This window comes from Actinocrinis puniceicyclus (assembly GCF_018283645.1).
Taxonomy (GTDB): domain Bacteria; phylum Actinomycetota; class Actinomycetes; order Streptomycetales; family Catenulisporaceae; genus Actinocrinis; species Actinocrinis puniceicyclus.
In genome coordinates this window covers 1-7,148 of sequence record NZ_JAGSXH010000189.1, presented here as the reverse complement: position 1 = coordinate 7,148, position 7,148 = coordinate 1, and the positions used below count along the sequence as shown (strand labels likewise).

Genomic DNA, 7,148 nt, shown 5'->3' with positions numbered 1-7,148 from the left:
CCACCACACCGTGCCCTCCGTCGGACAGCGCCGGGGCAACGCCCCCCACCAGCCCGGACACGACGCCGACGAGCAGTGCTACGCAAGGCGCTGCGAACGGCACGTCGAACGGCTCCTCGAACGGACCGGGGGCCTCGACCGCAGCCAAGGGAGTCCTCGCGCACACGGGTTCCGGCGCACTCGCCATGGCGCCACTCGGAGCCGGCCTGATCGGCGGCGGTGCACTGCTGCGTAAGCGCTTCCCCGCACGCTCGCACTGACAACCGTCACGGCACCTCCCCCGCCGGTCCAGTCCGCTCCACGCGGCCGGACCGGCGGGGTTTCCAGACTCCGGTGACTCGCTTGACAGCTGAGGCTAATAATCTTAGCTTTTGGGCTAGTGACCGAATGATTTGGGGGTACCATGCCGCGAGCCGGACTCTCCCCCGAGGCAGTGATCGACGCCGCATTGGAAATACTCGACGAGCACGGCCAGGAACGCCTCACGCTCAAGGCAGTCGCCGACCGCACCGGTGTGGCTTCGCCCTCCCTCTACAAGCACGTGCACGGGCTGCCGGAACTGCGCCGGCTCCTGGCGATCCGGATCCTCGGCGACACCGCCGAACGGATCGGCCTGGCCATCATCGGCCGCACCGGACAGGACGCGCTCGACGCATACCTGACGGAATACCGGATCTTCGCCACGCGACACCCACACCGGCACGCCCTGATCGAGCGCGCTACATATGACGACCCCGCCTTCGCCGCTGCCTCGGCGCGGCTGACGGACGTCGCGGACGCGGTCGCGCGCGGGTTCGGTCTGGACGGCGAGGAGTTGCTGCACGCGGTACGCACCATGCGTGCCGCAGTAACCGGCTTCGTCAGCCTTGAGCGGGGGCGCGGATACCGGACGCCCACCGACATCGACGCCAGCTTCGCCTACTTGCGCCGCGCACTCGCCGCCGGCCTGCGTCCCGATCCCGTCGCCGGACCGCGCCTCGCTGCGACCCCGCAGCCGGGCTGACCGGCCACGCCGAGCCGGCGGCGCGCGGGTCAGTCCCGCAGATCCAGCGACCGGCAGACCGCGGACCACACCTCTTTCGCCGAAACCCCCTGGTCCAGCGCCTGGTGCACGGTCCGGCCGCCCAGTTCGCTCATCACGTGGTCGCGGGCGAAGGAATCCACATAGGCGGGACCGAGCCGCTGCGTCATCCGCTCCCAGAACACCGTCAACCGCACCCCGGAAGCCTACCCGGCGAAAACTGTCAGTGGCGGCAGGGAAGATGGGCGTATGGGCCTTATGGACTGGTTCGCCGAGCCGACACGGCAGTGGTTCACCGGAGCTTTCGCCGAACCCACGGCCGCCCAGACGGGCGCCTGGGAGGCGATCGGCGGTGGGCACAACGTGCTGGTCATCGCCCCGACAGGCTCGGGCAAGACCCTCGCCGCGTTCCTCGCCGCGCTCGACCGGCTCGCCTTCGGCCCACCGCCGGAATCCGGCCGCCGACGCTGCCGCGTGCTGTACATATCCCCGCTGAAGGCTCTCGGCGTCGACGTCGAGCGCAACCTGCGCGCCCCGCTGGCCGGGCTGCGGCAGGCGGCGGTCCGCACGGGCCTGCCGGAACCGGACGTGCGCATCGCGGTGCGCTCCGGGGACACGCCCGCGGACGAACGGCGCAAGTTCCTCAACAGCCCCGCGGACATCCTGATCACCACGCCCGAGTCGCTGTTCCTGCTGCTGACCTCGCAGGCCCGCGAGGCGCTCGGCGCGGTCGAGACGGTGATCGTGGACGAAGTGCACGCGGTCGCGGGCACCAAGCGCGGCGCGCACCTGGCGCTCAGCCTGGAGCGCCTGGACCATCTGCTGCCCAAGCCCGCCCAACGCATCGGCCTGTCCGCAACCGTGCGCCCGGCCGAGGAGGTAGCCCGATTCCTCAGCGGCACCCGCCCGGCCACGATCGTCGCCCCGCCCAGCGCCAAACGCTTCGATCTGCGCGTGATCGTGCCGGTCGAGGACCTAACCGCGCTCGACGCCGCGGACACCGACCCGGAGGCGGTGCCTGCCGACGAGGCGGGGCGGCGGCGCGCCTCGATCTGGCCGCACGTCGAGAATCGCGTCGCCGACCTGGTCGAGGACCACAGCACGACACTGGTCTTCGCCAACTCCCGGCGCCTGGCCGAGCGGCTGTGCAACCGGCTCAACGAGATCCACGCAGCGCGCCTCGGGTTCGACCAGGCCGCAGCCGAGCCGGTCCCGGCCGGCGCCACCAGCACGGCGGGCGCCCGGGTGCCCGCCGAACTGATGGGCCAGTCCGGCATCGCGTCGGCAGCGCCGCCGCTACTGGCCCGGGCGCACCACGGCTCGGTGTCCAAGGAGCAGCGAGCCGAAGTGGAGGAGGCGCTCAAGGCCGGCCGGCTGCCCGCGGTCGTGGCCACCTCCAGCCTGGAACTCGGCATCGACATGGGGGCCGTGGACCTGGTGGTGCAGGTCGAGTCGCCGCCTTCGGTCGCCTCCGGGCTGCAACGGGTCGGCCGGGCCGGGCACCAGGTCGGGGCGGTATCCCGGGGCGTGATCTTCCCGAAGTTCCGCGGCGACCTGCTCCAGGCCGCGGTCGTGGCCGAGCGGATGCGCGGCGGGAAGATCGAGGCGATCGCGCCGGTGCGCAACCCGCTGGACGTACTGGCGCAGCAACTGGTGGCGATGTGCGCGTTGGACGGCTGGGACACCGGCGAGTTGCTGACGCTGGTGCGCCGCGCGGCGCCCTTCGCGACGCTGACCGAGCCGGTCTTCGAGGCCGTGCTCGACATGCTGGCCGGGCGCTACCCGAGCGACGAGTTCGCCGAGCTCAGACCGCGCATCGTATGGGACCGGCAGGCGGGTACCGTCACCGGGCGGCCCGGGGCGCAGCGGCTCGCGGTGATCTCCGGCGGCACGATCCCGGACCGCGGCCTGTTCGGGGTGTTCCTGATCGGCGGGGACGACAAGCGCGGCGGGCGGCGGGTGGGCGAACTCGACGAGGAGATGGTGTACGAGTCGCGGGTCGGCGACGTGTTCACGCTCGGCACCTCCTCCTGGCGGATCGAGGACATCACGCACGAGAAGGTCCTGGTCTCGCCCGCGCCCGGACAACCCGGCCGGCTGCCGTTCTGGAAGGGCGACGCGCTGGGCAGGCCGCTGGAGCTGGGGCGCGCGCTCGGGGCGTTCACCCGGGAGCTGACCGCGCTCGAACCCGAGGCGGCGGGCGAGCGGCTGCGCGCGGCCGGGCTGGACGAATGGGCCGCCGGCAACCTGCTCGCGTATCTCGCCGAGCAGCGCGAGGCCACCCGGCACGTGCCGGACGACCGCACCATCGTGGTCGAACGCTTCCATGACGAGCTCGGCGACTGGCGGGTGGTGATCCACTCGCCCTTCGGGGCGCAGGTGCACGCGCCGTGGGCGCTGGCGATCGGCGCCCGGCTGCGCGAGGAGTTCGGCTTCGATGCTCAGGTCATGCACGGCGACGACGGGATCGTGCTACGTCTTCCGGAGACCGACTGGGAACAGTCCTGGACCGGCACGGACGCGGACGTAGAGGGCGTCGCGGACGGCGTCGGCGGTGGTCGCGAGGGATTCGAACGTCCCACGATAGAAAACGTGTTCGAACAGTGTGCGCGTTTCCCCGCGGACGAGATCGAACAGGTGGTGACCGACCAGGTAGGCGCTTCGGCGCTGTTCGCCGCGCGGTTCCGCGAGTGCGCCGGCCGGGCGCTTCTACTGCCGCGCCGCCGCCCCGGCCAGCGCGTGCCCCTGTGGCAGCAGCGGCAGCGCGCCTCCCACCTGCTCGCGGTCGCCTCGAAGTACGCCTCGTTCCCGATCGTGCTGGAGACGGTGCGCGAGTGTCTCCAGGACGTGTTCGACGTGCCGGGACTCGCCGAACTGCTCGGCGACATCGAGGCGCGACGGGTGAAGGTGGTGCAGGTCGAGACCCCGGCGCCGTCTCCGTTCGCCAAGTCGCTGCTGTTCGGCTACGTGGCGCAGTTCCTGTATGAAGGGGATTCGCCGTTGGCGGAGCGGCAGGCGGCGGCCCTGAGCGTCGATCCCTCGCTGCTGGCGGAACTGCTCGGCCAGCCCGAGCTGCGGGACCTGTTCGACGTCGAGGTGCTCGGCGCGCTGGAGGCCGAACTCCAGCACCTGACCACGGACCGGCCGGCGCGTGATGCCGAGGACGCCTGCGACCTGCTGCGGCTGCTCGGCCCGCTGACCGGCGCGCAGGCGGCCGAACGCGGCATCGAGAGCGTGTGGCTGGCCGAACTGGAACGCGCCCGGCGGGTCATCCGGGTCCGGCTCGCCGGCGAGGAGCGTTGGGCCGCGATCGAGGACGCGGGCCGGCTGCGCGACGCGCTCGGCGTGCCGCTGCCGGTCGGCGTGCCCGAGGCGTTCACCGAGCCGGTGGCGGACCCCCTCGGCGACTTGATGGCACGTTACGCCCGCACGCACGCCCCCTTCGCGGCCCGGCAGGCGGCCGAGCATTTCGGCCTCGGTGTCGCGGTGTGCGTGTCCGTGCTGGAACGGCTGGCCGCCGAGCGGCGCGTCATCCGCGGCGCCTTCCGGCCGGACGGCGCCGGCGACGAGTGGTGCGATGCCAGGGTGCTTAGAAGGCTGCGGCGGCGCACGGTGGCCGCGCTGCGCAAGCAGGCCGAACCGGTCAGTCCCATAGCGTTGGCGCGGATGCTGCCTGCCTGGCAGAACCTCGGGCGGCCGGGCGAACGGCCGGATCGGCGGCTGCGCGGCGTGGACGGGGTGTTGCGCGCGGTCGAGCAGCTCGCGGGAGTCGCGGTGCCCGCCTCGGCGCTGGAGCGGCTGATCCTGCCCTCGCGGGTGGCGGACTATCAGCCGGCGATGCTGGACGAGCTGACCACCGGCGGCGAGGTGGTGTGGGCCGGGGCCGGCGCGCTGGCGGTGGACGACGGCTGGGTGGCGCTGGCCCCGGCCGCGATCGCGCCGTTCGTGCTGCCCGAGCCCGCGCCGCTCGACGACGCCTCCGCGGCGCAGTGGGCGCTGCTACAAGCCCTCGACCGGGACGCGGGGCTGTTCTTCCGCACGCTCGTGGAGCATGTCGCGCAGACCGAGGCCGCCCGGGCGCGGGGAACGGCCGACGCCGCGCATCGCGACCCCGATCCCGCGCAGGTGCTGGCCGCGCTGTGGGACCTGGTGTGGGCGGGCAGGGTCACCAACGACACGTACGCCCCGATCCGCGCGCTGCTCGGCTCCGGGCGCACCGCGCATCGGGCGAAGCGACCGACCCCGCGCGGCCGCTATGCCGCGCTGCGTTTCGCCGCGGCGGTACCGGCCGCGGCGACGGTACTGCCGAGCGCGGTCGCGGCGACAGCCGTCGGCCGCTGGTCGCGGCTGCGCACGGCGATCCCCGCTGCGGACCCGCGCGCGAAGGCAGCGTCGGCGCAGGTACTCGGCGAGGTCCTGCTCGACCGGTACGGCATCGTGACCCGCGGAGCCGTGGGCGCCGAGCGGCTGCCCGGCGGCTTCAGCGCGGTCTACCGGGTCCTGTCAGCGTTCGAGGAGGCCGGGCGCTGCCGCCGCGGTTACTTCGTGGAGGGCCTCGGGGCGGCGCAGTTCGCGGCTGACGGCGCGGTGGACCGTCTGCGCGCGCTGTCCGGCGATTCCGAGGCGCCGGCCGAGCGGCCGGCGACGACGCTGCTGCTGGCCGCGGCGGACCCGGCGAACCCGTACGGAGCCGCGGTCCCGTGGCCGGAGCGCGCGCACGAGGGCGCGCCGAGCGCGCCGGGCCACCGGCCGGGGCGCAAGGCGGGTGCGCTGGTCGTCCTGGTCGACGGCGAATTAGTGCTCTACATCGAACGCGGCGGGCGCACGGTGCTGTCCTGGACCGGCTCGCCGGCGGCGCTCGCGGCCGCGGCGCAGGCGCTCGCGGCCGCGATCCGTGACAGGCGGGTCGGCGCGCTGACCGTAGTCACCACGGACGGGATGCCCGTGCTCGCGGCCGGGTCAGGCGCCGCACCGACACCGGTCGCGGCAGCGCTTTCGGCGGCCGGCTTCGCCGCCTCGCCGCAGGGCCTGCGGCTGCGGCACTGACTCATAGAGCAAGGATCGCTTCGGGGTGTGCGGCGACAGACGGCCGCAACCGCGGTGCCACGCATTCTGGGCGGCGCATTCTTGAGCGGGCGCACCTCTCGGCGGCTCGCGGCATCCTTCACCGGCGTTCCGCGCGCACGGTCCACCGGTCCGGCCCCTTCACCGGCGCAGCCGGACACCGCTGCAACCTGAAGACGGCTGGAGTGCCGAAACGGCCGATAGACGCCGTGACCAGCCAGTGCTCCTGAGCGGGCCGCCCCGCGCGCTCGGCCTCGTCGCGTACCTCCGGCTCGATCCAGCGGCCGAGAATCTCGTGCACGACATACAGCCGACCACCGAGCAGGAAGTACACCGGTCCGTCGCCGCCCCGAAGCACGTCACAGGGTTCGGCGCCCGCGTCGACTTGTTCTGACATCGCGATCGTCATGGCTCCCCTGCCGTCTTAGTGCGCGGACTCGTGGTTTCGGCGCCGCCGCGGCGGGCCACGTCGCCGCCGGCCGCAGGCTTCCCCGGAGCCTGCCGACGCTCTCAGCAGTGGAACCGCCCGGTGCGACTCGGGCGGGAGCGCGGTGGCACCCCTGCGGACGGCGGCGACGCTAGTTCGAATCTTTGTTCGAACAGGCACAACACTACCCCGCACGCCGCCCGCCTTCCAGCAGAATCTCGAATATTCGCTCGAATCAGTGACGCCTCCGGCTCCGCGCACGCGGAGCCGCTGCTCAGGCGCCCTGCACGCCGCGTCCGACGCCGGGACGGCGGCGCTCGCGGCGGCGTGTCACGCTCGAAACCCGCGGACGATTACGCATCGTGCTCTTCCCTTGGCGCTCCGACTGCGTCAACATAGGCTGCGCCAGCCAGACCCGGCCTGGACGCTAAAAAAGCATGCGGTCCCGGTCCGCATAGTTATCGAACCGTGACCAACTGTGTTCGCAACCTTTGGCCGTGACGGCTTGTCCTACTGGATGGATCGGCGCCTCGCGGAGTCTCCGCGGCGCCGGTCAACCCGGGTGGGGTGCACAAGGGAGGGGACGTCGGCGCCGCCCGACACCGCAGGGGAGAGCGGTGGCGGCGCGCCCGAGGG

4 protein-coding genes and 1 pseudogene are annotated in these 7,148 nt (G+C 73.0%); 3 read left to right on the top strand and 2 right to left on the bottom strand.

Going from position 1 to position 7,148, the window contains the following annotated elements:
- Positions 1-260 (top strand): annotated as a pseudogene (locus KGA66_RS27195) (hypothetical protein); the annotation flags it as partial.
- 143 nt (positions 261-403) lie between these two features.
- Positions 404-1,003 (top strand): TetR/AcrR family transcriptional regulator, encoded by a 600-nt coding sequence (locus tag KGA66_RS27190; RefSeq protein WP_211472129.1) that lies wholly within the window; start codon positions 404-406, stop codon positions 1,001-1,003.
- 29 nt (positions 1,004-1,032) lie between these two features.
- Here the strand turns inward: KGA66_RS27190 and KGA66_RS27185 are convergent, their stop codons facing one another.
- The gene (locus KGA66_RS27185; RefSeq protein ID WP_211472127.1) at positions 1,033-1,218 is read right to left on the bottom strand and encodes a DUF3046 domain-containing protein; all 186 of its coding nucleotides are present in this window, start codon (positions 1,216-1,218) and stop codon (positions 1,033-1,035) included.
- A gap of 52 nt (positions 1,219-1,270) precedes the next feature.
- Here KGA66_RS27185 and KGA66_RS27180 point away from each other — a divergent pair, with 52 nt between their 5' ends.
- Positions 1,271-6,067 (top strand): DEAD/DEAH box helicase, encoded by a 4,797-nt coding sequence (locus KGA66_RS27180; RefSeq protein ID WP_211472125.1) that lies wholly within the window; start codon positions 1,271-1,273, stop codon positions 6,065-6,067.
- A 118-nt stretch (positions 6,068-6,185) separates the two neighbouring features.
- Here KGA66_RS27180 and KGA66_RS27175 read toward each other — a convergent pair whose 3' ends face one another.
- Positions 6,186-6,494, bottom strand: a complete 309-nt coding sequence (locus tag KGA66_RS27175) for a hypothetical protein (RefSeq protein WP_211472123.1) — start codon at positions 6,492-6,494, stop codon at positions 6,186-6,188.
- Between the last annotated feature and the right edge of the window lie 654 nt (positions 6,495-7,148).

Coding starts and splice junctions, on each gene's coding strand:
- KGA66_RS27180 (WP_211472125.1), top strand. CDS start 1,271: ATGGGCCTTATGGACTGGTTCGCCGAGCCGACACGGCAGTGGTTCACC.
- KGA66_RS27190 (WP_211472129.1), top strand. CDS start 404: ATGCCGCGAGCCGGACTCTCCCCCGAGGCAGTGATCGACGCCGCATTG.
- KGA66_RS27175 (WP_211472123.1), bottom strand. CDS start 6,494: ATGACGATCGCGATGTCAGAACAAGTCGACGCGGGCGCCGAACCCTGT.